At 55.2% G+C, this 26,425-nt stretch carries 19 protein-coding genes and 1 pseudogene; 17 read left to right on the forward strand and 3 right to left on the reverse strand.

The genetic code is table 11. The features are described 5' to 3' along the window. Window positions 1-723 precede the first annotated feature (723 nt). From GC101_RS20720 to GC101_RS20745, 6 genes are all read left to right on the forward strand, one after another. Window positions 724-1,608 carry an ABC transporter permease gene (locus tag GC101_RS20720; RefSeq protein ID WP_039307795.1) on the forward strand — a complete coding sequence of 295 codons (885 nt, stop codon included), beginning with the start codon at window positions 724-726 and terminating at the stop codon, window positions 1,606-1,608. A gap of 15 nt (window positions 1,609-1,623) precedes the next feature. Next, on the forward strand, window positions 1,624-2,529 hold the full coding sequence (locus GC101_RS20725) for a carbohydrate ABC transporter permease (protein ID WP_171718795.1): 906 nt from the start codon (window positions 1,624-1,626) through the stop codon (window positions 2,527-2,529). A gap of 94 nt (window positions 2,530-2,623) precedes the next feature. After that, a complete protein-coding gene (locus GC101_RS20730; RefSeq protein ID WP_171718796.1) occupies window positions 2,624-4,303 on the forward strand; it encodes a type 2 periplasmic-binding domain-containing protein in 1,680 nt (559 codons plus the stop codon). 156 nt (window positions 4,304-4,459) lie between these two features. Continuing rightward, window positions 4,460-5,815 (forward strand): SGNH/GDSL hydrolase family protein, encoded by a 1,356-nt coding sequence (locus GC101_RS20735; RefSeq protein ID WP_171718797.1) that lies wholly within the window; start codon window positions 4,460-4,462, stop codon window positions 5,813-5,815. A 19-nt stretch (window positions 5,816-5,834) separates the two neighbouring features. Then, window positions 5,835-7,673: a right-handed parallel beta-helix repeat-containing protein gene (locus GC101_RS20740; protein WP_171718761.1), complete on the forward strand. Its 1,839-nt coding sequence runs from the start codon at window positions 5,835-5,837 to the stop codon at window positions 7,671-7,673. Window positions 7,674-7,734: 61 nt separating this feature from the next. Next, window positions 7,735-10,074, forward strand: coding sequence for a glycoside hydrolase family 95 protein (locus GC101_RS20745; protein ID WP_171718798.1), 2,340 nt, complete (start codon window positions 7,735-7,737; stop codon window positions 10,072-10,074). Window positions 10,075-10,576: 502 nt separating this feature from the next. On the opposite strand, the gene GC101_RS20750 is transcribed toward GC101_RS20745, so the two are convergent. Further along, the gene (locus GC101_RS20750) at window positions 10,577-13,393 is read right to left on the reverse strand and encodes a glycosyl hydrolase family 95 catalytic domain-containing protein (protein WP_171718799.1); all 2,817 of its coding nucleotides are present in this window, start codon (window positions 13,391-13,393) and stop codon (window positions 10,577-10,579) included. 297 nt (window positions 13,394-13,690) lie between these two features. On the opposite strand from GC101_RS20750, the gene GC101_RS20755 reads away from it, so the two are divergent. The 10 genes and pseudogenes from GC101_RS20755 (at window position 13,691) to GC101_RS20800 (ending at window position 23,079) form a co-directional block, all read left to right on the forward strand. Next, the gene (locus GC101_RS20755; protein ID WP_171718800.1) at window positions 13,691-14,419 is read left to right on the forward strand and encodes a DsbA family protein; all 729 of its coding nucleotides are present in this window, start codon (window positions 13,691-13,693) and stop codon (window positions 14,417-14,419) included. A gap of 45 nt (window positions 14,420-14,464) precedes the next feature. Beyond that, complete coding sequence (locus tag GC101_RS20760) at window positions 14,465-15,322, forward strand: AraC family transcriptional regulator (RefSeq protein WP_171718801.1); 858 nt, start codon at window positions 14,465-14,467, stop codon at window positions 15,320-15,322. Window positions 15,323-15,588: 266 nt separating this feature from the next. Continuing rightward, entirely contained in the window at window positions 15,589-17,712 is a 2,124-nt protein-coding gene (locus GC101_RS20765; protein WP_171718802.1) for an alkaline phosphatase family protein, read from the forward strand. 2 nt (window positions 17,713-17,714) lie between these two features. Then, the gene (locus GC101_RS20770) at window positions 17,715-18,059 is read left to right on the forward strand and encodes a thioredoxin family protein (RefSeq protein WP_171718803.1); all 345 of its coding nucleotides are present in this window, start codon (window positions 17,715-17,717) and stop codon (window positions 18,057-18,059) included. A 110-nt stretch (window positions 18,060-18,169) separates the two neighbouring features. Continuing rightward, window positions 18,170-19,078 carry a LysR family transcriptional regulator gene (locus GC101_RS20775; RefSeq protein WP_171718804.1) on the forward strand — a complete coding sequence of 303 codons (909 nt, stop codon included), beginning with the start codon at window positions 18,170-18,172 and terminating at the stop codon, window positions 19,076-19,078. Window positions 19,079-19,142: 64 nt separating this feature from the next. Then, a pseudogene (locus GC101_RS20780) lies at window positions 19,143-19,478 on the forward strand (DMT family transporter); the annotation flags it as partial. 125 nt (window positions 19,479-19,603) lie between these two features. After that, the gene (locus tag GC101_RS20785; RefSeq protein WP_171718805.1) at window positions 19,604-19,918 is read left to right on the forward strand and encodes an SMR family transporter; all 315 of its coding nucleotides are present in this window, start codon (window positions 19,604-19,606) and stop codon (window positions 19,916-19,918) included. Window positions 19,919-20,063: 145 nt separating this feature from the next. Continuing rightward, entirely contained in the window at window positions 20,064-20,963 is a 900-nt protein-coding gene (locus GC101_RS20790) for an ABC transporter permease (protein WP_083442783.1), read from the forward strand. Window positions 20,964-21,000: 37 nt separating this feature from the next. Continuing rightward, a complete protein-coding gene (locus GC101_RS20795) occupies window positions 21,001-22,143 on the forward strand; it encodes a taurine ABC transporter substrate-binding protein (RefSeq protein ID WP_171718806.1) in 1,143 nt (380 codons plus the stop codon). A 30-nt stretch (window positions 22,144-22,173) separates the two neighbouring features. Continuing rightward, window positions 22,174-23,079, forward strand: a complete 906-nt coding sequence (locus tag GC101_RS20800) for an ABC transporter ATP-binding protein (protein ID WP_246354432.1) — start codon at window positions 22,174-22,176, stop codon at window positions 23,077-23,079. A gap of 93 nt (window positions 23,080-23,172) precedes the next feature. On the opposite strand, the gene GC101_RS20805 is transcribed toward GC101_RS20800, so the two are convergent. Further along, on the reverse strand, window positions 23,173-23,442 hold the full coding sequence (locus GC101_RS20805) for an NUDIX domain-containing protein (protein ID WP_171718807.1): 270 nt from the start codon (window positions 23,440-23,442) through the stop codon (window positions 23,173-23,175). 215 nt (window positions 23,443-23,657) lie between these two features. On the opposite strand from GC101_RS20805, the gene GC101_RS20810 reads away from it, so the two are divergent. Continuing rightward, the gene (locus tag GC101_RS20810; RefSeq protein WP_171718808.1) at window positions 23,658-24,116 is read left to right on the forward strand and encodes a GNAT family N-acetyltransferase; all 459 of its coding nucleotides are present in this window, start codon (window positions 23,658-23,660) and stop codon (window positions 24,114-24,116) included. 717 nt (window positions 24,117-24,833) lie between these two features. On the opposite strand, the gene GC101_RS20815 is transcribed toward GC101_RS20810, so the two are convergent. Further along, complete coding sequence (locus GC101_RS20815) at window positions 24,834-26,339, reverse strand: amidase (protein ID WP_171718809.1); 1,506 nt, start codon at window positions 26,337-26,339, stop codon at window positions 24,834-24,836. Window positions 26,340-26,425 lie beyond the last annotated feature (86 nt).

Consider the following 26,425-nt stretch of genomic DNA (forward strand, 5'->3'; position numbering starts at 1 on the left):
AAGTGATCGGGACGAGGAAATGAGGGGCAGAAGTGCCCCTGATTCCGCCAAAAGTGGGCGAGATGAGGAAATGAGGGGCAGAAGTGCCCCTGATTCCGCCAGAAGTGGGCGGGACGAGGAAATGAGGGGCAGAAGTGCCCCTGATTCCGCCAAAAGTGGGCGGGACGAGGAAATGAGGGGCAGAAATGCCCCTGATTTGGACAAGGTATAAGCGGGATGCGGGATGTAAGCGTATGCAATGGACCCCGGAATCCGGGTGAACTGTACGCAAAATACGGAAATGTACCTGTTCAAGACCCGGCGCAGCACCTTATGATCGAGTCGTGGAGAAAGCGCTATCACACAATTTAGCCAGTCAAACCTAAACACCTGCTTCCGCAGCAAGTTCTGCTTGAAGCAATCCAAGTGAAGCAACTTAGCACAACCAAGTACCTGCTTCCGCAGCAAGTTCTGCTTGAAGCAATCCAAGTGAAGCAACTTAGCACAACCAAACACCTGCTTCCGCAGCAAGTTTTACGCAAAATGAACTAACGAAGCAACACGGAAACCAATCGCATGCTTCCGAAAAGATTTTTGCACGAGGTACAATCATGGGCACAAACCAACGCAATAAACGCTGGCACAACTTTAGGGGGGATTAATCTGGAGAAAAATCTGATATTAAACAACAAGCCGGCGCCCCGGAGGAAAGGCCAGAGCTGGCTCTCGAACGCCGGAAAAAGCATGCTGAAGCACTGGCAGCTCCATCTGCTGGTCATTCCGCCTTTGCTGTTTTTTCTGATCTTCAAGTATTATCCGATGGCGAATGCGGTTCTGGCGTTCAAGGATTATAACGTGATCAAAGGCATATGGGGCAGTCCATGGGTAGGCTTCAGGAACTTTGAACTCTTTTTCGAGAATCCGATGTTCTGGACGCTGGTGAAGAATACCATTCTGCTGAGCGGCTTCCTGCTGCTGGCGGGGTTCCCGATTCCCATCCTGCTGGCACTGATGATCAACGAAATCCGCGGCGGACGGTTCAAACGGTTTGTCCAGCTGGTCTCCTTCGCACCTTATTTTATCTCGACGGTGGTCATGGTATCGATTATTATGCTGTTTCTCGCTCCGCGCCTCGGCTTCGCCAATATTGCCCTGAATTTCTTCGGGCTGGAGTCGGTGAATTTCCTCGGGGAGCCTGGCATGTTCCGCTCGATTTATGTCTGGTCCGATATTTGGCAGACCGCAGGCTATAGCGCCGTCATCTATCTGGCCGCCCTGGCCGGCATTGACCCTACGCTGTACGAGGCCGCCAAGGTGGACGGAGCTTCAAGGTTCCAGAAAATCCGCCACATCGACCTTCCGGGCATCGTCCCGACAATCGTGATTATCCTTATTCTAAATGTAGGCAATGTGATGGCGATCGGTTTCGAAAAGGTCTATCTGCTGCAGAATCCGCTGAATATCGTCAATTCCGAGATCATCGCTACTTATGTGTACCGGATCGGCCTGCTGAATGCCAATTACAGCTTCGCCACCGCAGTCGGTTTATTCAATTCCCTGATTAATCTGGTCCTGCTGCTTACGGTTAACGGCTTGGCCAAACGAATCACGAACAACAGCATCTGGTAGGAAAGGAGTGCTCGTATGGCCGCTTCGGCAGCAATTTCCCAAAAAATCAAAGAATCCACCGGTGACCGGATTTTCCTCACTGTGGTCTATACGGTGCTCATCCTAGTGGTGATAGCCGTACTGTATCCGCTTATCTTCATTATCAGCAGCTCCATCAGCAGTCCGGCGGCTGTAACCTCAGGGCGGGTATGGCTCTGGCCCGTCGATATTTCCTTCAAGGCGTTTAAGGTGCTGTTCAGTACACATGAGATTGTTTCAGGTTATGCCAATTCAATATTTTATACGGCGGCCGGCACACTGATCAGCGTCACCCTGACGGTTATGATTGCTTATCCGTTGTCGCGCAAAGCGTTTTTTGGACGGAATGTGTTAATGATGGTAATAACGTTCACGATGATCTTCAGCGGCGGGCTGATCCCCACCTATATGGTGGTCCGGCAAATGCACCTGATCGATACCCGCTGGGCGCTCCTGATTCCGAATGCCATCTGGGTGTGGCAGGTGATCATCGCCCGTTCCTTTTTCCAAGCCTCAATTCCCGAGGAACTGCTCGAAGCCAGCGAGATCGACGGCTGCAGTGACATGCGGTTCATCCGCAGCGTAGTGCTTCCGTTATCCAAGCCGATCCTTGCGGTGCTGGTGCTGATGTACGCCGTCGGTCAGTGGAACTCCTATTTCGACGCACTGATCTATCTGAAGACGGCGGATCTGTTCCCGCTTCAGCTGGTGCTGCGCAGTATCATTATCCAGAACAACAGCTCCGGAGCGATGGATGCGATGGCGATGGTAGAACGGCAGCAGATGGCGGAGCTTCTGAAATATGCACTGATTGTTGTAGCTACGCTGCCGGTGCTGGTGATTTATCCTTTTGTGCAGCGTTATTTTGTTCAAGGAATGCTGGTCGGGTCCGTTAAGGGTTGAGTCACGGCAGATACATCTGCAAAGGGGGTGAGTTCATCCGCCGGCAGCAAGAAATATCCACCCTGTTCAACTCAAAAAAAGGGAGTGATTGATTTTGAAGAAAAGCCTTATTAGTCTGTTAATGCTGGTAACGGTATTTACAGTTGTGATCAGCGGATGCTCGGGCAAAAATACAGACAGCCCTTCGGGCGCCCAGGCCACCAGCGGGAATGCAAGCGGAAATACACCGGCTGCGGCAGCACCTGTTGAGGTCAGCGTCTTTGCCGTCCAGGAATCGGGCATTGATATTCCGACCAATAAATTCACCACCTTCCTTCAGGACAAATTCAACATCAAGTTCGATTGGCAGATCAACCCGTCCGACGGGGCCAAAGAGAAACGCCAGATCTCGCTGGCCAGCGGCGACTATCCCGATGCGTACCTGCTCACCGCCTACATTGATGAATTCTCGCAGGGCGATGTGCTGAAATACGGCCAGCAGGGCGTTCTTGTGCCGCTGAATGATCTGATTGACAAGTATGCACCGAACATTAAGGCAGCAATGGAAAAAACGCCTGCGCTGAAGACGCTGAACACGGCGCCGGACGGCAATATTTACGGTCTGGGCGCTTACACGGAATGCTTCCACTGCTCTTATCCGAATAAAATGTGGATCAACACCGAATGGCTCAAAAAGCTGAATCTGGAAGAACCGAAAACTACCGAAGAGTTCAAGCAGATGCTGGAAGCCTTCAAGACACAGGACCCGAACGGCAACGGCAAGGCCGATGAAGTGCCACTGAGCGGTTCCACTGAAGATTTCGGTGTACGGATTATTCCTTATCTGATGAACAGCTTCGTCTATGACGATGACCGCAATTATCTCAACCTGACGCCGGACGGCAAGGTCGAATCGGCAGCCATCAAGCCGGAATGGAAAGAGGGCCTGACCTATATCAAATCCCTGTTCGATGCCGGGCTGATTGATCCGGGGGCTTTTACACAGAATGCTGAAGCTTTCAAGAAAATCGGCGAGAACGCCGATGCGGAAATTCTTGGCGCCGGTGCGGGCATGCACCCTGCCATCTTCATCAATATTGACCCGGGCAACACGCGTTCAGCTCATTACAACCCGCTTGCTCCGCTTACCGGTCCTTCCGGCGTATCGTTCGCCACCCATGATGCAGGCGGTGTATCGCCGGGAGCCAAGTTTGTCATTACCAACAAAGCGAGTGAAGAAGCGCAGATTGCTTTGATCAAAATGGTCGATTATATGTTCACGCCGGAAGGCCAGACCAACTCGGCCAGCGGGATGAAAGGCATTGACTGGACCGATCCGGGTGAAGGCGATGTGGCACTCGGCAAGGATTCGAAGCCGGTGATCAAGCAGATTCCGATGGCAGAAGGCGAAGCGCCGCGTAATGCGGGCTGGAGCGGAATGGGCCACTTCTATATGCCGAAGGAGTACCGCGATACTTTTGTCCAGGGAACAGATATCTATGCTTCCAACGGATATGAACGCAGACTCTATGATGCTACGCTGCTGTATGAGGGCCATGAACCGAAGGATCTGTTCCCGCTCTGGTCGATCTGGATTGACCCAAGTGACATCGATGAAGCCAGCATGCTGCAGACGAACCTCAGAAACTACATTGAGCAGAACGAGCTGCAGTTCATTACGGGCAACAAGGATCTGAACAAGGACTGGGATGCTTATGTAAAAGGTCTTAAAGACCTGAAGCTGGACCGCTATCTGGAGATTCTGCAGAAGGCTTATGATGTGTCAGCGAAATAAAGCCGGATAGCGCGGAAAAGCGGGCGGCCTAACCGCTGCAAAAACGGATGCCGGCCTCCTTGGCCGGCATTGCTGTTTGTGGGTATGCAAGCTGAACTAAAGGACAAATAAAAAGGCATAAGGACGTATCCATTTATGGCTTCTGGAGGTGAACTCATGGGCAACAAGAACAGCGGCGGCAATCCAGGTATTACGCCGCGCCGGGGGCTGCCAGGGATGAAAAGTAAGCTTGCGGGGAATGCCCCGCTTACAGCCGCTTTTCTGGGCGGCTCGATTACGGAGGGGGCAGGCGCTTCGGATGCGGATACCACCAGCTGGCGTGCACTGACCGGAGCGTACCTGCAACGGTTATACGCAGGCCATCCCGTGCGCTGCATCAATGCCGGGGTCGGCGGGACCACCTCCACCTTCGGTGCACACCGGTTGCAGGAGCATGTGCTGCGCCACGGGGAAATAGACCTGCTGTTTGTTGAATTCAGCGTGAATGACGGGGAAGACCGCGGGGAGTCCATCCGCGGTATGGAGGGAATTGTCCGCCAGTGCCGGCGGCTGTCACCGGAGACGGAGCTGATCTTCGTGTACACGGCAGCCGACAAGAACCTGACCGGCTACAAGCCGTTCAATATCGCCGTGCATGAGGAGGTGGCAGATCATTATGGCATTCCGTCGATTGACTGTGCGGCGAAGGTGTACACCATGATCCACACGGGTGAGCTGAGTTGGAAGAGGTTCGCTCCGGACGGATACCATCCGCTCGATGCGGGGCATGCGCTGTATGCCGGCTTGGTGCAGGAGTACTTGCAGCAGGCGATTGTGCCATGCGGCGTTCAGCCGGGATGGCTGGAGGAAGCAGGGCCGGAAGCGGGGGAGGAAGTATCGGTGCCTGGAGAGGGAGCAGAAGCGCAAGAGACGGTGGTGCTGAAAAAGGAAGCGGGGCGGGAAGCAGCCGTACCTGGAGAGGAAGCGGATGCGCAAGAGACGGCGGTGCTGAAAAAGGAAACGGGGCGTAAAGCAGGAGTACCTGGAGAGGAAGCAGAAGCGCAAGAGACGGTGCAGCTGATAAAGGAAGCGGCACTGCCCGCTCCGCTGGATAGCCGGAATTACGAGTACGGCGGATTGCTGGATTACAGTGCCGCCGCCTATTCCGCAGGCTTCCACACCCAGGAGCTGCAGCCCGGCGAGCCGCTGATGAATTGGCGGTTCTCTACGGAGCATACCCATACAGATGATCCGCAGGCAGAATTCAGCTTCACGGTGACGGGACAAGGTGCCGGAGTGGTGCTGCTGTACGGGCCGGACTCGGGTATTGTGGAATATTCGCTGAACGGCGGGCCTTACGCTGAAGTCAATCTGTTCGATGACTGGTGCCTGAATGCTTACCGTCCAATCCTGGCACTATTCCCGGTTCAAGAGAAACGCGGCATATTGCAGGTTACAATTCGCAATACAGTGCACAAGGACAGCCGGAGTACCGGGACCGGTCTGCGGGTACTTAAGCTGCTCTGCAACTGAATAACTATTCATCCGGGAGGTGTTTGATATTCATCACGAAATTCATCCCGCAGACGATGAACAACCGGCTCACCGGACTGTGCTCCGGCTGACCGACTTCGGCGCGGTTCCGGATTCGGACGGGGATACCCAGCCTGCGATGCGGCGGGCGATAGAAGCCGCAGGCAGGCTGGAGGGTCCGGTGCTGCTGGACTGCCCGCAGGGCTGCTATCATTTCTACCCGGACGCAGCGTTCCGGGTTCCTTATTACATTACCAACACGGCCAGCGAGGAAGAGCTTCCCAATGTGACCAAAACCGCCGGGCTACTGCTGAAGGGGCAGCGTCAGCTGACACTGGACGGGAACGGCTCGCTGTTCCTCTTCCACGGGAAGCAGACGATGCTGATTCTGGACGGCTGCACGGACATGGAGATCCGCAACCTGCATCTGGATTATGTCCAGCCTACAGTAGCCGAGATGACCGTGGAGCAATGCGGTGCGGACTTCTGCGAAGTCACCGTGCACCCGGATTCACGGTATGAGCTGATAGGCGGCGGGCTGGATTGGATAGGCGAGGGCTGGCGGTTCCGTGAAGGTCCGATGCAGGTCTATGATCCCGTGCAGAACATAACCTGGCGGACGGATAACTGGCTGGCGGAAGCGCGGCTTGTCGAGGAGCTCAGCCCGCACAGGCTGCGTTTCAGTTTCTGTTTCCGGCCGGATGCTGTTCCGGGGACGGTCCTGCAGGTGCGGGACGGCATCCGGGATCAGGCCGGAGTCTTTATCACGGAGAGCTCCGGCGTGACGTTTCAGAACGCAGGCATACATTTCATGCACGGGCTGGGGATCGTGGGCCAGTTCAGCCGGGATCTTGTCTTCCGGCATCTGGATCTGTCGCCGCGTCCTGAGACCGGGCGGACCGTTGCTGGATTCGCCGATTTCATTCATCTGTCCGGCTGCCGGGGGCAGATTCTGATCGAAGACAGCCGCTTTAGCGGGGCACATGATGATGCAATCAATGTGCACGGCACCTATCTGCGGATTGCCGGGCAGTCTGCCGGAAACACGTTGAAGGTCCGCTTTATGCATCCGCAAACGTATGGGTTCATGGCCTTTCACCCGGGCGATGAGATTGAGTTCGTCCGTGCGGAATCCCTGACAGCTTATGCAGCCAGCCGGGTTGCCGGTGTCCGGCAGCTGAATCCGCGTGAACTGGAGTTAACGCTGGAAGGGCCGGTTCCGTCGGGCATCGGCGGAACTGATGTCATTGAGAATGTCACCTGGACCCCGGAGGTAGAAATCAGGGGGAATGTTTTCTCGCGGATTCCGACCAGGGGGATTCTGGCGACTACAAGGCGCAGGACTGTGATTGCGGACAATGTATTCGAGCGGATGCAGATGAGCGCCATTCTGGTTGCTGCCGATGCGGAGTCCTGGTATGAGTCTGGTGCTGTCAGAGATATGACCATTACCGGGAACACCTTCATTGCCTGCGGCAGCAGTGAAGCTCCGGTCATCCACATAGCCCCGGAGAATAAAGAAGCGGACAACAGGGCGCCTGTGCACCGGAATATCCGCATAGAGCACAATCTCTTTGAGACTGGGGATACCCCCGTTCTCAGTGCCAGAAGCACGCAGGGGTTAACGTTCAGGCATAACCGTGTGGTTGTTGCGGCGGCAGATGCGGGAGATCGAAACAGGAAAATGGGCAAAGACAAGGACAAAGACAAGGACAAAGACAAGGACAAAGACACAGACAAGGACAAGGACAAGAGCATGGACGAGGAAAGGTTCTCAAGCCTTGAGAATGCTGTCCGGCTTACAGCCTGTAGCGGGGTAGACGTGACAGCGAATTCTTTTTGCATAGAGGAACAGTGAATGTAAGCGTGCCTTGAACCTGCTGGAGGCGGGCAGATTATGACAGACAGGAGAATGCGGTATGAATGATTTCAAATTATGGTATTCTGAGCCGGCAGTGAGCTGGGCCCAGGGATTGCCTCTGGGGAACGGCAGATTAGGGGCAGTCGTGATGGCTGCTCCACACCGCGAAGTATGGAGTATGAGCGAGGTCACCTACTGGTCGGGGCAGAGCGACCCGGTACCTTCCTCCGGAGGGGGTAAGGCTGCGCTGGAAGAAATGCGCCAGCATTTCTTCAGCGGGGATTACGAAGGGGGCGACCGTCTGGCTAAGCGGCATCTGCAGCCTAAGAAGCAGAATTTCGGCACGAACCTCGGACTATGCGAGGTGGTGATTGATTTTGCAGAGCAGATGCAGAACCGGGAGCAGGAATCAGGAGATGGCGGACAATTCCGGCGGGAGCTTGATCTGACGAATGCCGTGGCCGGAGCGGTGCATCAGGGTAAGAGTTCAACGCTGCACCGTGAGGTTTTTGCCTCGCATGCGGGTGATCTGGTAGCGTCAAGGATCTGGGGCGGACTGCCGGGTACAGTGTCCTTTTCGCTCAGTCTGGTGAACGGGACGGGGCAGTTTAGAGCGACAGCCGTGGAAGGCGATATGCTGGAATTCAAGAGCCAGGCAACAGAAAATATACACAGCAACGGCACTTGCGGAGTCTATGCCAAAGGATGGGTCAAGGTGGTGATATCCGGCGGTTCGATTCATAGCGGTGACGGCCAATTGACTGTCAGCGGAGCGGATGAAGCCTGGATTTACTTCGCCGTCAGCACGAATTACCGCCGTACAGATGCGGACTGGGAATCAGAAAGCCGCAGCACCATTGAGCAGGCGGCAGGCAATGGCTATGAAATGCTGCGAGAGGAGCATGTTGCCGATTACCGCCGGGAGTATGACAAGGTGAATATTCACCTGGGGCGCTCAGATAAGGCAGATCTCCCTACCGGTCAGCGTATTCAATCCCTGGCCCGGGGCGGCGGGGATGATCCCCAGCTGTTCGCACTGTTCCTGCAGTACGGGCGTTATCTGACGATCGCCGGTTCACGGGCGGATTCGCCGCTGCCTATGCATCTGCAGGGCATCTGGAATGACGGGGAAGCCTGCCGGATGGGCTGGAGCTGTGACTATCATCTGGACGTCAACACCCAGATGAATTATTACCCTACGGAGATTACGAATCTGGGGGACAGCCATCTTCCGCTGATGCGCTATGTTGAAGAGCTGGCACAGGCGGGAAAATCAACTGCAGGCCATCTATACGGCAGTAAGGGCTGGGTTGCGCATGTATTTTCGAACGTCTGGGGATTTACGCTTCCCGGCTGGGAGACTTCATGGGGACTTAATGTTACAGGCGGACTATGGCTTGCCACACATCTGATACAGCATTATGAATATAGTCTTGACCGTGAGTTCCTGGCGCGCCAGGCCTATCCGGTGCTCAAAGAGGCGGCAATCTTCTTCCTCGATTACATGTGTATCCACCCCAAGTATGGCTGGCTGGTTACCGGCCCGGCGAATTCACCGGAGAACAGCTTCTATCCCGGTCATGCCGGGGAAAGAGCACAGCAGCTGTCCATGGGTCCGGCGATGGACCAGATTCTGGTCCGGGAACTGTTTGAGTTCTGCCTGATGGCGGCAGAGCTTCTGGACCAGGATGAAGCGTTTCGGCAGACGCTTCAGGCGGCTGCCGCTAAGCTTCCACCGCTCCAGATCGGCAGGAAGGGGCAGCTGCAGGAGTGGCTGGAGGATTATGAGGAAGCTCAGCCGGAGCACCGGCATCTGTCTCATCTGTACGCGCTGTACCCCGGCAATCAGATTACTCCCGGCCGGACACCGGAACTCAGCAGGGCAGCCAGAGTTACACTGGAGAACCGGATGCAACAGAACGAGCTGGAGGATGTGGAATTTACGGCGGCGCTGTTCGGACTCGGGTTTGCCCGGCTGCATGACGGGGAGAATGCCTATAAGCATATTTCTCACCTGATCAGCGGCCTGTGCTTCGATAATCTGTTCACCTACTCCAAATCGGGTATTGCCGGAGCGGAGAGCAATATTTTCGTCATCGACGGGAATTTCGGCGGTACAGCGCTTATAGCAGAGATGCTGCTGCAGAGCCACGCGGGAGAGATTCATCTGCTGCCTGCCCTTCCTGCGGCATGGAGCACTGGAGCGGTATCCGGCCTGCGGGCCAAGGGTAATGCGGAAGTGGATGTTGCCTGGGATAACGGCCGGCTGACTGCAGCCGAGGTCCGTACCTTTTCTCCGGGAACGGTGACGGTGCGATGGGGTGATGTACGAACAGACTTCCAGGCGGAAGCAGGCGGAAGCTACAAATTGGGCAGTCGGCTGGAGCTGTTGGCATAAGGAAGGCGGGGGCGAAATTCGCCTCCGCTTATTTGCTGCTTTTGCACGATAACCATGTGTTCTTGTTGGGAATGAAGCCTTAGGGGACTATGGCGCTATGGAACTGTCGACTGAATCGTACTACATCAGAGCTAGAGTAGTGGGTTCATTCAAACATTTCATACATGCAGCAATTTGAGTATTCAGTTCCAACGGGGAATTCCGTGATAGTTGTATAATGTACAACTAAAAAAGGCGAAAAGGGCTGCTCGCCTCTTATAACTGTAGTCTGTACAACTAAATTTGCCGAATCGGTAAAAACCATCTAAGTACGGCAGTTTAATTGTACGGAATACAACTAAACGGATAATCCGTGCTAAATCAGATAATATAGTTGTACAAAGTGCAACTAAGATTAAGCCTGCCGCATAAAACGGAATCCAGTCATTGCAAATCCTCAGCAAGCAAGCTGCCAAAGTGGCTTCACCTAGTTTGTTCTCTGGCGATTGATTTGATTTAGGAGCTATCCCCCCGCTTTAACGATGCGGATAATTTCCCCGGCAGAAGTCTGCATATCCGCGGTTATACCTGTGAAGGTCTGCATCTCCCCGGAGGAACGGGTACATTCGGCCCCTTGCTCCCAAGGAATGTAGAAGGACAGCGGAGCTCCTGCTTCACTGAACACCTCGATTTGCTGCACTTCACCTGCCCGGATGGACGCACTGACGAGGAAGCCGCCTACCGCGCGCAGGCTGCGGAATTCTGCGCTGTCATGCTCCAGCCAGTTGGGAAAAAAGCGCAGCACGCCGTTATAACTCTGAAGCAGGCATTCGTTGATAACGGCGGGCAGGGCGAAATTCTCGAACCAGATACCCATGCGCGCCATGAAGCTGAAGTCGTCCGTATCGGAGTAACGCCCGCCGCTCATCAGCACTTTATCTGTGCAGGTGCCGTTAGGCAGCAGGCAGTACCGGATCTGCCGCTTGAACCTCTCCAGATCAAGGATACCGAGCCGTGCCCCGGCCAGGGGCTGGAAAACCAGCTCATTTCCGCCTTCATTGAGATGATTGCGGTAAGTATTCACCGCCGTCTGATACTCTGCCGGAGGAGAATGCAAACCGTGTTCCTCGCCGGGGAACACGGTGGTCAGCGGAACCGGAACGTTGTAGACGGTGTCCGGGTCTTCGCCAGCTACGGATACAAATACACGGCCCGAAGCGGATTCGGCTGCCGGATACTCCGGGAAGTGATTCAGGATGTCCTGTACTTCTGTTAACAGGGCTCCTTCTGCTTCATCCTCTCCCAGAACGGCACAGGCACTGATGAATGCCCGGAAGATAAATTTGGTCAGCGTCAGATCGATCAGGCAATCGCTGTTGCGGGCAAATCCCGGTGTGATCTCATACAACTCAGGCACCACCGTCGGGAAAATATGATAACACCCGTCCTCCCAGGGCTGACCATAGGCTTCAGGACGTTTCATATAAGCCGTCATGAACAGGACGGCTTCCTTCATGGGCGTGAAGGCGCGGCTGCGCAGGAATTCCTTATCCATGGAATATAGATAATGCCACCATAAACTCTGTACAGTCCATGGGGTCTCGCATATTTCCCAGCCCCAATGCGGAACAGGGTAAGGCATCATGTTCATTGCTACCGGATAGGCAGAATGCGGGAAATTGGCGCCGGGCAGACCGTAATAGTTACGCGCCCACTTGCGGCTGACCGGCAGTACATGATCCACCATGTCTGCGTAGGGCAGATGCTTCTCCAGATGGTTGCTGGAGAACGTCACCCAGAATGGCTGCTGGGTGTTGTAGTTCATATGATAATCTCCGTGCCATTCCGCTCCGATGGAGCCGTAGCTCCAATTGGCGAACAGTCCGGGGCAGGTTATTCCCGCTTTGACGGAGCAGTTCAGGAAGTAGAGATTCCGGTACCAGATCTGCTCCAGGAATTCATCCTCCAAGGCGATGAAGGAATGCCCCCAGTATTCCTGCCATGCTTCCCGGGTCTGCGCCAGCGCGTGGTCGTAAGCGGCGCGTGTCGGCGCGTTCATCCCAGCAGATGCGCTAGGTCCAGGTTGAGCACACATTACAGTTCCGGTGTCAGCTATAGCTCCAGCATCGGCTTCAGACCCGTGTTCGGCTCCGGACCCGTTTCCGGTTCCGGTTTGTGGCACAATCCCAGATTTCGCTCCGACTCCAGGTCTGGACTTATATCCGGCTCCACACCTAACTCCGCCAGTCGCTATCTCCGCTGCCGGTCCCTCCCGCAATTCTGCGCAGGCCAGGAAGCCGCTGGATTTCCCGGAGATATCCAGCCGGGCAATGCTGCCGCTGCCGGTGAATTCTGCCCCCGGAAGCCGGAACGCCAGCCGGAACGCCTTGTCCTGCTCATGCGGAATATACGGCGAAGCGGGGAACTCCATGTGCGGCAGAATTTGTGTAAAAGCCAGCAAGCCAGCACCAGCATCGTTTTCCCAAGACGCCGGAGGGAACTCCTGCGGTGTCTTGGGATCGGGGATGAGCCTGGCCTCATGGAACAGCGGAACCTGCGAACCGGTCGCCGTATCTGTTACCGACATCCACACCCGGTCCTGCTCCGCCTCCACAAACAGCTCGAATACCGCCGGTTTGCCATTGATCAGGAAATCAACCGTGCAGCGTCCGTCGCCAATATGCACCGTGTGGCCGAGTACCTCCGCGCGGCGCCGGTCATACCGGAGCAGCAGCGAGCCGCAGGGCATCGGGCGCGGGTAGGGCTTGCTGTAGTTGTCTCCGGCCATTTCGCAGTATTCGCGGTACCACGGGTTGTCCGTAAGCTGGCGTAGATCAGCGGGAAGCGAAGCGAAGCGGTCGTACACTTCCTGGAAGTTCAGAATATCCTCTGCGTGATGCTCGGCAATGCGGATATCCCAGACATTGTTGTGTCCGAAGTGCAGTATAACCGCATCCGGCCGGGTGGTCACCACCACACCAAGCCCGCCGTTGCCCAGCAGCGCCCCTTCGAAGAAGTCCGCCGCCGGACCGCTGAAGGTAATATTATGCCGCCCCGCCTGCTCTTGGGTATGAAGCAGACTGCCTGCCGCTGTACAATCCGCCGCTGCCCCAGCCTCCGCCTTAGCTTCTAACGCAGTGACCGCCATAGAATCTACCTCCGCAGCTACTGCCTTAGCCTCTACCGAAGTGACCACCATAGAATCTGCCGCCCCAGCCTCCGCCCCAAACTCCTCCTTATCCTCTGCCGCCGCCACCGCCCCAGCCATCCCAAGCTTCACCACCTCTGCCTTCGCCGCCTCCGCACCCTCCGTCACCGATGATACCTTAGTTTTTTTCATCTTAGTTATGCCTCCTCCAAGCTGTATTGACCTGTTTTTCCAGATACACTAAATCGTCTATAGGGTTTGCCTGTATAAATCGTAGGCGAATCCCGCAGGAAAGTATTTAGCAGAGGGTCCGGTTGTTGCACGATCGGCGGGTGAATTAACGCTGGACTGTCACGCCCGCTCTGAACGGGGGAAAGGTACCCCGCTGCCGCAAGTGTACCTTTACGCTGAAACATCCCCCGGCTTATATTCAGCATAGAAAGCGCTATCAATAAGCGGTGTCAATTTGTTCTAGGGGGATAAATAGGGATGGCTAAATCAAAGGTAAAACAAACAAAGAAAAGTTACGGATTCGCAGTTCCGGTCATTATATTCATTATGCTGGTGCTGGCTGTATCCGTAGCGTTCCTTAACCGGACCAAGGCGGCGGGCGGGTTGGACGGACTGCCCAATTATACGGAAATCCGCGGAGACTTCGATGCGAATGGCCTGAAATATGAGAAGCAGCCGCATCTCGGCAGCACCACAGCCAAAGCCAAGGTGATTGAATTCGCCGATTTCAAGTGTCCTGCGTGCAAGAAGTGGAAGGAAACCTATTTTGAACAGTTCAAACAGGAATTCATAGATACCGGCAAGGCAGAGCTGTTCTTCATTAACTTCGCCTTCATCGACCGGGATTCGATTATGGCAGCCAGCGCGGGTGAAGCGGTATTTGCCCAGGACAACGATAAATTCTGGGAATTCATGAGCAAGCTGTACGACCATCAGGGGAATGAGACGAAGATTTGGGCTACCCCGCAGTTCATGCTTGATTTCGTGAAGGACAACATCAGCGGCATTGATTATGACCGCTTCGCGAAGGATCTGCAGGCGCACACGTATATGCTTCCGGTAAAAGAGGATTTCAAAACCGCAGGGAATTACGGGGTAAACGGGACTCCGAAGTTTATGGTGAACGGCCAATTGCTGCCGGGTTCATCTTACGAAGAGCTGGCAGCCGCCATTGAAGCCGCGCAGGCTTCGAACGTTACAGAGTAATCGCACCAACGAAAGGAAGGAAGGAAGGGAGGGGGGAAGAAGCGTATGAACTTTTCCGCTATGCATCCTTACGTCTATCTGGCTACCCGCTATCCCTTTGCCAAAGGGCAATCCAGCTCCCCGAGAATCTGCTATATGAGCTCGGTTTACCTGATCAGCGAAGGCTACGGGATGCTGTTAACCGGCGGACAGTCCCAACGGGTCAGTCCGGGAATGCTGATCCATCTCCCGCCCGGGCAGCTTCATGAATGGCGTGCGGACGCTGCCGAACCCATGGTTCATCTGTGCTGCTATTTCGATTGGCATCATGTGGACCGGGAGGGCGTCTTTGACTGGGCCTGTCCGATCTGCTATAAGCCGGAGCAACTGAAGGAGGAGCTGCTGGGACCTCTTTTCCCGTATCCGCTTCCGCTGTCCATGGATGTGGGGCTGCTGCGCGGGTGGACAGAGCGGTTTCAGAAGTTCTATAAGGCAGGAGAGTTCGATAATGAGCAGACCTTCATCCGCAATCTGAATATTCAGCGTCATTTCCAGGAGTTTATTGATGATCTGCTCCATCTGCTGCTGAGCGGCCAGCCCATACCGGACCGGAGGATCAGCAGTCTGCTGGAGCAGATGGAGCAGGATCTGCTGCATGATGTACCGAAGCCGCTGGAGGCATATTACAGCAGTCTTCAACTGAGCCGGGGGCATTTCTTCGAGCTGTTCCGCAAATCTACCGGGGTCTCACCTGTGGAGTATATGAACCGCTTCCGGGTCAACCGGGCCAAAGAAGACCTGCTGCATAGCCGGCTGAGTATTACCGAAATAGCCGAGAAATACCACTTCAGCTCACTCCACTACTTCTCCCGCCTCTTCCACCGCCAGACCGGCCAGACTCCGCGGGAGTTCCGCACGCGCTGAGCTAAGCTTCCGGACTGAAGCGGAATAGCGAGTCCAGAGGATATCCTGCAACTGTAATGGGGCGGGATATTTCGCTTTGAAACGATCCCGCCCTTTAAAAGGACAGCAAAGCCGAATCCACTCGTCCTGCGGGGATAAGCGCCGCTTATACCACTATAAGCAACGTCTATTTAACAAGCTCACGGGCTGCCGTCTATAATAACCACAGAGATTAATTCCTAGTTATCTCATTGGAATATCTAAATATCCCTGGACGGAGTGAGGTTATGGCAAACGGCAAAGATGGTGCTCACGGCAGCAGCAACAACAGCGACAACAATAACAGCATCAACAGCAAAGCGAAGAAGGTAATGCTGCTGGGTCTTGACGGCGCAGATCCTGCAGTCATCCGCAAATATGTGGCAGAAGGCAAGCTTCCGGGTTTCAAAAGAGCGCTCGATGCCGGTGTAACCACCAGCGATCTGGGTATGCAGAGCGTGCTTCCGGCGATAACGCCGCCGAACTGGGCATCTATTGCTACGGGCGCGTATCCGGCGACCCACGGCATTACCTGCTTCTGGAACCATACGCTCGGCAATGAGCTGGATGTGCTGGATTACGGCTTTGACTCGGGGCTGCTGAAGGCGGAGACCATCTGGCAGGCTTATGCACGGGCGGGCAAAAAGAGTATTATTTTCAACTATCCAACGTCCTGGCCGCCGCAGGTGGAGGATGCAATCTATGTGGACGGAACGAGCATCTACACCAATCTGCGCGGTTACATTGACTATGAGAAAGTATATGAAGGCCGCGCGGAATATACCGAGCTAATTGAAATCCCCCATGTCGTGGATAATACCGGGGCCAACTGCCGGTTTGAAGGAGAAGAAACGTCGCAGAAGGCCGAGATCAGCAAGGATACTTACGAAGGCTATGGCTATACCCAGCCGGGGCTGGTCACGACGACCCAGGATGGAGAGTTGTCTGCAGATGTGCCGACTGCGGATCAGATCTATACGCCGCTGAGACCGGCTGAAGGCTGGACTTCTGCTCCGGCAGGAGCGCGTGAGTTCGCGGTTCCGGTAAATAACGGCCAGGCCAGACGGTACGGTCTGCTGGTTGCCGACGAGCAAGGGCAGTACAGCAGAATTCAGATTTATGCCTCCAAAACGGCAGCAGAACCTCTCGGTGAAGCCGGACCCGGAGAATGGAGCGGCTGGATCTATGACACCTACAGCATAGAGGGCGCGGACATTCCAGTCGCCTACAAAATCCGTGTGCTGGAGCTGGACCCCGCCGGTAACAGCTTTAAGTTCTACGCCTCATACGTGCTCGATTTGAAGACGGGCAAATACTTTTATCCGCAAAATATCGGAGAGGAGCTATACAGCAAAGTCGGTCCGATGCTACAGCCCTCCAATTACAGCCGTCTGAATCCGCAGGCGGATCAGGTGCTGCTGGAGTCGATTGAGGAAATGTACAGCTGGCATGTGGATGCGATCAATCATCTGCTGGATAACAACGAGTGGGATTTGTTCTACACTCACATGCATGGTATTGATATGTTCAATCATTTCTACCTGGACCATACGCTGCCCGCTGCGTCTGCGGAGTATGAACGTTATCAGGAGATTATCTATAAAATCTATGAGATCAGCGACCGCTTCATCAGCGCTCTCTTGGACCGGCTGGATGGCGGGACGGCGGCCTTTATTGTCTCCGACCATGCGGGAGTGGCGAAGAACCCCGAGACTGATCATCCGCTGATCGGCGACATGTGGGGGATCAACGTCGGTATTCTCGGTGATCTGGGGTACACGCAGCTTAAGGAAAGCGGAGGCAGCTATGAGATCGACTGGAGCCGCACGACGGCCGTTGCCCAGCGCGCCACATTCATCTATCTGAATGTAAAAGGCCGTGATCCGCAGGGGATTGTAGATCCGGCGGAATATGACAAGACTGTAGCGAAGATCATCGATGATTTGTACAGCTACCGTGATCCCAAAACAGGCAGAAGAGTCATCAGCTTCGCGCTGAACCGTAATGACATGGAAGTCGTGGGTCTTGGCGGAGAGAACTCCGGCGATATTTTCTACATCCTTGAGCCTGACTTCACCCGCTGCCACGGCAACGGCCTCAGCAACCACACTCTGCTGGGGTACTCCATGAGAGCTTTGTTTATTGCCCTGGGAGCCGGGGTGAAGAGCGGGGAAGTCATCGGCCGCAAAGTCAAAGTCGTTGATATCGTGCCGACCATCTGCCATCTTACCGGGTCCCCGGTGCCGGAGAATGCTGAGGGCGGGATCATCTATCAGATTCTGGCCGGTTCTGCGGAGGAGGAAATTCCGGCGGCAGGACAACCCGCAGAGGCGGGAGAGCCAGTGACAGCAGGTACGGGGGGCGGAGCGTAAGCATGCGCCCGGAAATTCCGCGCAGGCCGGTCTCCCATATTACGGACAGTGAATTCGAAGCGCTCGCTTTCGGCAGTGAAGGTCCTGTACTTGTCTTCTTCGGCTCCCGGCGCTGCAAAATCTGCAGGCAGCTGTTCCCGGTAGCCGAGGCCATAGCCCATGATTTCCAGGGCCGGATGAATGTGTATGGCGTAGATGCCGGCAAATACCGGCTGCTGTTTCAGAGTCTGCGCCTGCGGGGCATCCCGCAGCTGGTGTTGTTCCTGAACGGCGAGGTCAAGCTGCGGCTTGGCGGGTTTCACCCGCATCCGGTACTGGTGGAGCAGTTAAAGCAATGGGTGCCTTGAACACTGGCGTAGCAGGACGCAGCAGGAAATGAAGCCAGACTTTTTTCCTAGTAGTCACATTGGTTTTATAGTTATATAATGAGGCTATTAAGAATCAAGAGGGAGAAGCCATGCGTCTGGAACAGCTCTATCATATAGTGGCGATAGCCCAAACGGGCTCCATATCGACGGCTGCCGAGCGCTCCTACATTTCCCAGCCTGCGCTGAGCTCATCGGTATCCAAGCTTGAGGTTGAACTCGGCATTCTGCTGTTTAAGCGGACCAACCAGGGCGTTCAGCCGACCGATATCGGCCAGGCTGTGATTCAGAAGGCGATGGAAGCTATCGACCTGCTGGAGGACATCAAGGCACTGGCTGAGGAGAATACGCAGGCCATGACCGGGAGTATCCATCTTGCGGTGGAGCCGTTCATCAGCAACACGATCATGGTCAATGCGCTAACTACGTTCAAATATAGGCATCCTGGTGTCAATGTGCTGATGAAGGTCGGGGAATCGAACAATAATCTGCGCGACATTGCGGCCGGCAAGGCGGACTTCGGTGTCGTTATGAAGACCTGCGGACAACAAGAGGAGAAGGATCTCTGCATCAAAGAGCTGTTCCGCGACCGGCTGGTGCTGCTTGTCAGCAAGGATTCAGAATTGGCAGGCCGGGGGGCAGTTCCCCTGCAGGAAGCGCTGGCCCAGCCGCTGGTGCTGTATAATACAGAGTTCGCCACCGACTGCTGGGTGTCCGAATTGCTGCAGAAGCACGGAGACTACAACGTAGCCTACCGGCTGGACAGCTTTCCGATGCTGGAGAATGTGATCGGCCAGAACCTGTGCGCAGCTTTTGCCCCGAAATTCATGAGTGATTATTTCCTGAACAAGGGCAGCATTGTGCCGCTCGATATTGCCGATACGGAGCTGGATGTGTCGATTGTCCTGGCCTGGACGAAGCGGCACCATCTCTCCTTAATGGAGAAAGAAATGATGGAAACGATCAAATCCTTCAGCTCCATGCTCCAGTTCATCGGCTAGACGGATAAGGAGAAGCACAGATATGAATGCACTGAAACAGACTTCTGCATTGCAGGACAGCAGCATGTCGGCCTGGTTCTATGTTGTTGTCGGAGGACTGGTGGATATCTTCTGGGCCACCGGGCTGAAATACAGTCAAGGCTTCCGCCTGTTCTGGCCGAGCCTGCTGGTCCTGTGCTGCATTGGAATAAGCTATACCTTATATGTAAAAGCCATGATGCGGCTGCCTGTTGGAACCGCATATACCGTATTTACCGGCATCGGGGCGGCAGGCACTGCCGCCGCCGGAATGCTGCTGCTGAGCGAACCCGCCGGGTTCTGGCGGATCTTCTTCATTCTACTGCTGCTCTGTGGCATGATCGGCCTGAAGCTGACGGCTGGGGATGAGAGTGAGCCGCAGGAAGGCGGCGGTGAAGCAGATGCAGCGCTTCGGGGCGGTGAGCCTGGCCGGGCACTGAAGAAAGGGCACTTCCTGCCATTGTCAACGACGTCCCCGGCAGACCGTGAACAAGGAGGCCTGCGCTAGTGGGCTGGCTGCTGCTGATCATTGCCGGATTGTCGGAGGTCGCCAGTGTTCCTCTATTAAAATATTCCCGGGGATTCCGTCGGCTCTGGCCCTCTGTTGCCGCAGTTGCCGCCCTTGCACTTAGCTTCTATTGCCTGTCGCGCTCGGTAATGACGATACCTGTCGGGACGGCCTATGCCGTGTGGACGGGCATCGGCTCCTGCGGAGCGGTCGTGCTGGGGGCCATGGTGTATAGAGAATCGCTTAGACCGTCCAAACTGATATGCCTGGCCATCATTATTATCGGCATGATCGGCTTAAGGCTGACATCGTAACGGGTTCAGAATAATAAATTCATAAATTCAGGTACAAGCCTACCGGACAGCCGGAGGCCTGATTAGCCGGAGCAAGGGCGGAAACTGCCCTGCTTGCCGGAGTCAGGCCTTTTTGTATGCCGGCAAGAGAGAGGAGACCCGCAACATGCAGAGCAATACACCGAAGGCAGCGCGTCCTGAGGAAGGGCAGAGTATCAGCGTTAGCGAACCAAAGGGCAACGGCCGGAATCCGGTTGAATCAACGGCATCCGCGTTACCGCCTGCAGCAGCAGGCTGGTCCAAAGAATGGCTGTACCGGGGAATTTCGGTGGCTTCCCTGCTGGCCGCACTGCTGCTGTGGTGGCTGGTCAGTGCCAGAGAGTGGGTGAATCCGCTGTTCCTGCCGGAGCCGCAGACCGTATGGGCAGCCTTCACCGATGTTCTGCATGAAGGGTACAAAGGCCAAACGCTGCTGAATCATATCGGCACCAGCATGCGCAGGCTGTTTCTCGCGCTGGCCGCAGCCTTTGTTACGGCTGTGCCGCTAGGAATATTGTGCGGACGTTACCGGGTGCTGCGCGCGGTTATTGATCCTTTTATCGAATTCTACCGGCCGCTGCCGCCGCTTGCCTACTACACTTTACTCATTCTCTGGTTTGGCATTACAGATGTGTCGAAGGTGCTGCTGCTGTTTCTCGGGGCTTTCGCTCCGCTCTTCATTACGGCCGTGTTCAGTGTGCAGCGGCTGAGTCCGGACCGGATCAACGGGGCCAGATCGCTGGGCGCACGGGGCTGGAAGCTGTATGCCTTCGTGATCTTTCCCTCGGTGCTGCCTGAGCTGTTAACCGGATTGCGGACCGCAGTCGGGGTAAGCTATTCCACACTGGTAGCTGCGGAGATGGTGGCTGCCGTATCTGGAGTCGGCTGGCTGGTGCTGGATGCGAGCAAGTTCCTGCGCAGCGATATTATGTATCTGGGCATTATCATCATGGCACTGATCGCCATCGTGATTGATCTGATTATCCGCAGCTTAATCCGGCGTGTATCGCCTTGGACGGAGCAATGAATAACTATGGTTTTCATAAAAGGAGAGTAGAAAATATATGAAACAGCTTCATTCAAAGTTTCGCTTAGGGACCCTTCTGGCAATATTCGCTTTGCTGGTGGTGGTATCCGGCTGCGGCAATTCTGCCAGCAATAGCGGGAACAGCGGTAATACAGCGAAAGCGGCGGCTGCCACAGAGAACGCCAACGCTACGGAGGCAGCTGCAGCGGTGGCTGAGGAAGCTACGCCAGCACCTGCAGCGGCGGAAGAGCTGCCGAAGGAAATCCGCATCGGCTATCAGGTCTCACCGAACGGAGAGCTGCTGGCCAAGTCCCTCGGCCTGCTGGAGAAGAAATATCCCGATATCGAAATATCCTGGCTCAAGTTCGATTCCGGCCGCGACGTGAACGTGGCGATTGCCAGCGGCGGAATCGACTTCGGCCTGCTGGGTACCCCTCCGGGAGCGTCCGGTGTGGCCCAAGGTCTGCCGGATCAAATCTATTATATTCATGATGTCATCGGCGAGAGTGAGGCACTGGTAGTCAAGAGTGCTGCCGGAATCAGCTCCCTCGCCGAGCTCAAAGGCCACAAGATCGCTACCACCTTCGGCTCCACCTCGCATTTCAGCCTGCTGTCGGCACTGAAGCAGGAGAACATTGATCCTGCATCCATTACCATACTTGATATGCAGGCTCCCGACATCGTTGCCGCCTGGCAGAGAGGCGATATCGACGGCGCTTATACCTGGCAGCCGAGCCAGTCGAAGCTGGTGGAGGATGGCGGCAAGGTCATAATTACCTCAGCCGATGTGGCGGCCAAAGGCGGCATTACCGGAGAGTTCGGCGTGGTGCACAAGGATTTCATCGGGAAGTATCCGAATGCCGTTAAGGGCTATATCGCTGTGCTGGATGAAGCGGTGAAATATTACCGGGATCACCCGCAGGAGTCGGCGGAAGCGATGTCTGCTGAGCTTGGACTTAGCGCCGAAGCCACGCTTAAGGCGATGAATGAAATTATCGTGCTGGATGCCTCGCAGCAATCAGCCCCTGAATATATGGGCACGCCGGATCAGCCGGGCGCATTCGGACAGCTGCTGAAGGACACGGGTGATTTCCTTGTAGAGCAGAAGTCGATCACCGATTCACCTGACCTCTCGGTCTACCAGCAGGCTTTGCGGAGCGATTTGTATACCGGTAATTAGACCAGCAATGACAAGGAGGCGGGTGGCGCGATGATCTTGGAAGAAAAACTGGACGGTCCCGGTGGTACAGGTGTACTGAGTGCCGGGAATTACGGGGAGAGCGGACGCAGGGGGGCGGCTTCCGGTATGGCCGGAGCTGCTGCGGTACCGGTAACCTCCAACGGCAGCGGACAGGGTATCCTGCTGGAGAGCATCGGCCTCACCTATGGCAGAGGGACCACAGCAAGGCAGGTGCTGCAGGATGTTAACCTGCAGCTGACACCGGGTGAATTCGTTGTAGTCCTTGGACCTTCGGGCTGCGGTAAAACCTCCTTGCTGAACATTATCGCCGGGTACCTGAAGCCTTCGCAGGGCAGCATCGCCATTAACGGCAAACGCCATACCCGGCCGGATTCCGAGGTCGGCGTGGTGTTCCAGCAGGCGAACCTTTTTCCCTGGCTGACGCTAGCCCGTAACATTGAGTTCGGGCTGCGGATGAAGAACCAGCCCAAGGCTGAGCGCAGGGAGCGTGTCGCTTATTTACTGGAGCTGATGGGCCTTACGGCCTCAGCCGGGCTGTATCCGCATCAGCTCTCCGGAGGCATGAAGCAGCGGGCGGCTATCGCCCGCACCCTGGCTGCCGAGCCGGAGATCGTCCTGCTCGACGAGCCGTTCAGCGCGCTGGACGCCCTGACCCGCGAGAATATGCAGATTCACCTGCGGGAGATCTGGCGCAAGACCGGGAAATGCATGTTCTTCATCACCCATGATGTGGATGAGGCCCTGCTGCTGTCCAGCCGCCTGATTGTCATGCATCCCGGACCGGGCAGAATTGTCGAGGACTTCGCCAATCCGCTCACTGAAGGCAGCGTTAGCCGCTCTTTCGCTGACATCCGCAGCGGCGGGGAGTACAGCAGTCTGCGCGAGTATCTGGTGTCGCGGATGGACGCGCCGTAGGAACAGCAGGCGCCATGGACACAACAAAGTCCATGGCGCCTGCTGTTATTTTATAGAACATGATCAGGTTCTTAGAAGTCCTATGGCCTTTTCTCAGATCATGACAAACACAACTTCATTTCCATTAGGATAGGTGTACATCATTCTTGCTCCTGTATAAATGGAGAGTAGATTATAGTGATTGACCTCAAGTCCGGTTTCTTCTTTAACTTCTCTGATCATGGTCTCTTCAATCGTTTCACCGGCCTCCATTCCCCCGCCGGGCAATCCCCAATCCCCGTAATCAGACCGTTGTTGTAACAATATCCGGCCGTGTTTATCTTTAATAATGGCTCCGCCTGTAACAATAATACTTCTGGTCATGATCTCAGTCCTTTTATTCGTAGTAGGCTGCTTCTTGCATGAATCTCACATACAGTATCGTTTAGCGGCCTTCTTTTTCACAGGGGAAAAGTCACAGTTGATTACGGCAGGAATCATTTATGATAGGGGCAAGAGATTAATCATCACGCTATTTTCAGCATCATCAGAGCCTTAAGCCATTCCAAATAAAATGGAAACGGAGATGAAACGGGACTATGCTGACGATAGCCAAAGCCGGGACAGAGCATCTGGAAGAAATGTGCCTGCTGCTGCAGGAGCTGTTTGGAATGGAGCAGGATTTCGCCAGTGCGGCGGCTAACCTGGATAAGCAGAGGGCGGGACTGCGGCTGATTCTGGCGCATCCGGAACGCGGTCAATTACTGCTGCTCAAACGGGGAGATAAGGTGGCTGGTATGGTGAATCTGGTGTTTGCGTTCAGCACGTTCGAAGGCGGGCCGGTAATCATGCTGGAGGATTTCATTGTAGCAGCTGAAGAGCGGAGGCAGGGCAGCGGCCGCTTTTTCATGGACGGTATAGTTGCTTACGCCAAAGAGCGCGGATTTCTGCGGATCACCCTGCTGGCCGATGCGGAGAACGCGCGGGCGCTGCATTTTTATGAAGCGGCGGGCTATGAGTACTCTAATATGAGATGTCTGCGGCTGGCGGTGAAGTGATGGAGAGCAGGGAGCCTGCCTGGTCATTCTTTTGAATGAGCGTTGTTGGCACCAAGACAATGAGCGTGCGAGGAAGTATATGTAATGAAGCGGATGTTAAAAAGCATATTTCGCGGTCCGGGAGCAGCGGGATGGCCTGCTGGATTCCTTGTTATTCTTATGTGCTTTTTGGCGTAACCCCTGCGCAGGCAGCGGCCCCGCTAAGTGCTTCAATTATAAGGTTGTTCCGGCAGGCAAGCCTACATGATGCGTGTGAGTTATGAAATGTAGAGTATTCCTGCCGGGACAACCTTTGCTATTAAGAGTAACCTTTCAATTCATATGCACAGTGAGAGCAGCCAGAAGCTGCGTCTAGGCTAATCTGCATATTCATAATACTCAGCTAATCCGTTCATAGACAGAACTATGATAAATTACAGCCGGAAGCTGTAATAAGTGGATTTATGACACTTAATTTTTCGCGCCATCTGCTGAATCGGAATTAGATGGATTTATGACACTTAATTGTGCCCAATATGCTCATATCAGCCAATATGCATGGAATTAAGTGTCGTTTATCCAACTAAAATCTCATATTCGAAAATTTCGAGGGAATTAAGTGTTGTTATTCCACTTATTAGTCGTATAGCCCTCGTTCCGCCAGCATACATCGCACGCAGCCGCAGTCAGTCTGCATCTCGTCCAGCTTTACACACACTCAGCCTCAGCAAATACATATCAGGCAAACAGCGGGTTCCCCTTCATTCCCACCCACAGCGGTGATTGTTCCAGACAAGCGGCCAGCTGGAGCAGCAGGTCCTCACGGCCTTTGGAGGCCATGACCTGAACCCCGATCGGCAGGCCTTCCGCCGTGAGATGCACTGGTACGCTCATCGCCGGCTGACCGGTCAGATTCGCCAGCTGGGTGAAAGGCGTATAGGCTAGGCTGGGCTCGAACATCTCATAGATCATCCGCCGCTGAGCGTCTTTGGACAGACTGCTGACTTCCAGCAGCTGCTGAATCTCCTCAGGCGTCTGGGTCAGCTCCCCGATCTTCGGTGCGGAATCCGCATTCGCAGGCGTGATGTACAGGTCGAACCGGTCCATCAGCGCCGCCATCTGCGCGGCGGCCACATCCCATTCATGCAGACTGTGTACGAATTCTGCAGCTGAGACCTGTTTACCGGCTTCGGCCAGCACCCAGGTAACAATATCCACTTCGCTTGCCGCAATCGTACGGCCCATACCGCTCTCGAGCGACAGGAACATCGCCGATACCTCACCGGCATTCATCGTATAGTAGTTATCCATCAGTCTGACCCCGTTAACCGGACTCAGCTTTTCCTCGACTGCATAGCCTTCCGATTCCAGCCACTTTACAGTGTTCATCACAGCTTGTACAGCTTCTTCCGATACCGGTGTACCCACCGGCGAAGCTGTAGTGTACGCAATCCGCAGCTTCCGCTGCGCAGGCTTCAGCAGATCATCCAGATAGACCCCCGGATACAGCGGGGTCTGAAAAGCAGCTTCCGGCTGCACCACCTGAAGCAGATCAAGCATCGCGGCACTGTCGCGCACAGTCCGCGTCAGGGCGAAGTCGATCGACGCGCCCTGCCACTGGCGGCCGATACCCGGGCCGACCGGCGTGCGCCCGCGCGTCGGCTTCAGTCCGAACAGGCCGGTGAACGAGGCCGGTATGCGGATGGAGCCGCCACCGTCACTGGCTCCGGCGGCCGGAACGATCCCTGCGGCTACGGCCGCCGCAGCACCACCGCTGGAACCGCCGGGGGAATAGGCGGGGTTCCACGGATTACGAGCCGGGCCGTGGAGCAGGGGCTCGGTAATATTTTTGAGGCCGAATTCCGGGGTATTCGTGTGTCCCAGCGGTATGAAGCCGCCGCGGCGGATACGGGCTACGTAATTAGAGTCCCGCTTGGCAATATTGTCCTTCATGAGCAGGGCACCCGAAGTCAGCGGTTCTCCGCCGATCGCCTGGGAGATATCCTTCAGCAGGTAGGGCACGCCGGCAAACGGCCGGGAAGTGTCATCATCAAGAACCGGCATCTCATCCGCTTCCTTCAGCGCTGCCTCCCGCCGGGTGCGGACTACTGCATTCAGCAGCGGATTCATTTCATCGAGCCGGGCGAAGGCGGTTTCCACGAGCTCGCGGGGTGAGACTTCACGTGCCTTAACAAGGGCGGCAAGCCCCAGAGCATCATGAGCGGAATAAGAAGACAACGACATGTGTACAACCTCTTTCTGGCAGGTGTGCAGGCTATAATCGCTATAGATGCGTCTGCGGATAGTAATAGTTGGGACCAGCTTCTCTA

The sequence above is a fragment of the Paenibacillus phytohabitans genome (assembly GCF_013141775.1).
GTDB lineage: Bacteria > Bacillota > Bacilli > Paenibacillales > Paenibacillaceae > Paenibacillus_AQ > Paenibacillus_AQ phytohabitans.

Excerpts from the sequence above, each read along its gene's own strand:
- GC101_RS20810 (WP_171718808.1), top strand. The coding sequence starts at position 23,658 with ATGCTGACGATAGCCAAAGCCGGGACAGAGCATCTGGAAGAAATGTGC.
- GC101_RS20735 (WP_171718797.1), top strand. The coding sequence starts at position 4,460 with ATGGGCAACAAGAACAGCGGCGGCAATCCAGGTATTACGCCGCGCCGG.
- GC101_RS20805 (WP_171718807.1), bottom strand. The coding sequence starts at position 23,442 with ATGACCAGAAGTATTATTGTTACAGGCGGAGCCATTATTAAAGATAAA.
- GC101_RS20775 (WP_171718804.1), top strand. The coding sequence starts at position 18,170 with ATGCGTCTGGAACAGCTCTATCATATAGTGGCGATAGCCCAAACGGGC.
- GC101_RS20760 (WP_171718801.1), top strand. The coding sequence starts at position 14,465 with ATGAACTTTTCCGCTATGCATCCTTACGTCTATCTGGCTACCCGCTAT.
- GC101_RS20815 (WP_171718809.1), bottom strand. The coding sequence starts at position 26,339 with ATGTCGTTGTCTTCTTATTCCGCTCATGATGCTCTGGGGCTTGCCGCC.
- GC101_RS20720 (WP_039307795.1), top strand. The coding sequence starts at position 724 with ATGCTGAAGCACTGGCAGCTCCATCTGCTGGTCATTCCGCCTTTGCTG.
- GC101_RS20770 (WP_171718803.1), top strand. The coding sequence starts at position 17,715 with ATGCGCCCGGAAATTCCGCGCAGGCCGGTCTCCCATATTACGGACAGT.
- GC101_RS20795 (WP_171718806.1), top strand. The coding sequence starts at position 21,001 with ATGAAACAGCTTCATTCAAAGTTTCGCTTAGGGACCCTTCTGGCAATA.
- GC101_RS20765 (WP_171718802.1), top strand. The coding sequence starts at position 15,589 with ATGGCAAACGGCAAAGATGGTGCTCACGGCAGCAGCAACAACAGCGAC.
- GC101_RS20800 (WP_246354432.1), top strand. The coding sequence starts at position 22,174 with ATGATCTTGGAAGAAAAACTGGACGGTCCCGGTGGTACAGGTGTACTG.
- GC101_RS20725 (WP_171718795.1), top strand. The coding sequence starts at position 1,624 with ATGGCCGCTTCGGCAGCAATTTCCCAAAAAATCAAAGAATCCACCGGT.
- GC101_RS20750 (WP_171718799.1), bottom strand. The coding sequence starts at position 13,393 with ATGAAAAAAACTAAGGTATCATCGGTGACGGAGGGTGCGGAGGCGGCG.
- GC101_RS20790 (WP_083442783.1), top strand. The coding sequence starts at position 20,064 with ATGCAGAGCAATACACCGAAGGCAGCGCGTCCTGAGGAAGGGCAGAGT.
- GC101_RS20745 (WP_171718798.1), top strand. The coding sequence starts at position 7,735 with ATGAATGATTTCAAATTATGGTATTCTGAGCCGGCAGTGAGCTGGGCC.
- GC101_RS20755 (WP_171718800.1), top strand. The coding sequence starts at position 13,691 with ATGGCTAAATCAAAGGTAAAACAAACAAAGAAAAGTTACGGATTCGCA.